Annotated in this window: 2 protein-coding genes; both read right to left on the reverse strand. The window is 47.6% G+C overall.

Annotation, left to right across the window (positions count from 1 at the left end):
• Positions 1 to 33 precede the first annotated feature (33 nt).
• Positions 34 to 876: an IS3 family transposase gene (locus QSJ80_RS15635; protein WP_352176530.1), complete on the reverse strand. Its 843-nt coding sequence runs from the start codon at positions 874 to 876 to the stop codon at positions 34 to 36.
• On the reverse strand, positions 873 to 1202 hold the full coding sequence (locus QSJ80_RS15520; RefSeq protein WP_285765381.1) for a transposase: 330 nt from the start codon (positions 1200 to 1202) through the stop codon (positions 873 to 875). The genes QSJ80_RS15635 and QSJ80_RS15520 overlap by 4 nt, the downstream gene beginning before the upstream one ends.
• Positions 1203 to 1256 lie beyond the last annotated feature (54 nt).

A 1256-nucleotide genomic window follows, 5' to 3' on the forward strand; every position in this document is an offset into this window, starting at 1 on the left:
GGAACTTAACCCGCTTTTGCACACACCGGGTTGTTAGTAATTAATTCTACACTCAAATTCCTGTGGGGATACATACCCAACTGAAGAATGCGACCGGATCGTGTTGTAGTAGCGCATGTACTCGCGTATTACAGACCGAAGTTGATCAGCAGAATCAATTACTTTCCTCTTGATTCTCTCCGTTTTAAACTGGTGAAAAAATGATTCAATGAACGCATTGTCATTCATATTCTTCACCCGGTTCATACTTTGGCTAATTCCATATCGCCGCAAACGCTCTCGGTAATGACCTGATAGGTATTCAACACCACGGTCGGAGTGAAAAATCAGATCCTGATGGCACCCCCGATTTCGTACTGCCCTATCGATGCTGGAGAGCGTTAGCGAGGTATCCCTACGATCACTTAACGACCAGGAAACAACCTTTCTGCTGAACCTATCCATAATCACCGACAGGTACTGCCAGGTTCCATCGCTAAGCCTTATATACGTGACATCCCCTACCCAGAGCTGATTTGGCCCTGTGAGCTCTATCCCCTCTATCCTGCACGGAATCCCAAAGAGATGCTTGTACATACCCGGCCTGGAGGTGTAGATCCTCGATTTCACAGCTTTCAGGCCATGCTCTCGCATGATTCTAGCGACTCTCTTCTGGCCTACGCTGATATCCTTCTTTTTCAGCTCTCTGGTGATCTTTGGACTGCCATAACATCCATCATGACGGTCAAAAATCGCCTTTATGTACGCAAATAGCTCACTATCCTCTCGACGACGTTCACATACCCCACGGCGGCGCCAGGAGTTATACCCATCGCGCGACACCCCATAGAGCCGGCACATCATCGCAATGCTGTGCTTGTCTCTATTCTGGTCTATGAATTCGAAGACTTCCCTTTTCGTTGCAAAGAGAACTGGATGGCTTTTTTTAAAAGGCTATGCTCTTCCTGCAGCAGGTTGTGATCCCGCTCCAACTTCCTCAGCCGCTTCAACTCGGATTTTATTTCTGGATCAATCTGGATATTTTTCTTCTTAGCCATGATCTGCCCACGCCGCATTTCCATGCGCCAACGATATAGCATGACCTCATGGATATCGAGGGCTTCAGCAACATCCTTGGCTAGTACACCAGGTATTTCAGTTAGAGAAACCGCTGTTGCCTTGAAATCGTCGTCGTAGCGGTTGTAGTGCTTTCTGCGTGCCATGTGACACCTCCATAATAGTTAGATGGAGGTGTGTGCAAAAACGGGTTAGGTTCC

It is taken from the genome of Biformimicrobium ophioploci, assembly GCF_030270605.1.
Classification (GTDB): domain Bacteria; phylum Pseudomonadota; class Gammaproteobacteria; order Pseudomonadales; family Cellvibrionaceae; genus Biformimicrobium; species Biformimicrobium ophioploci.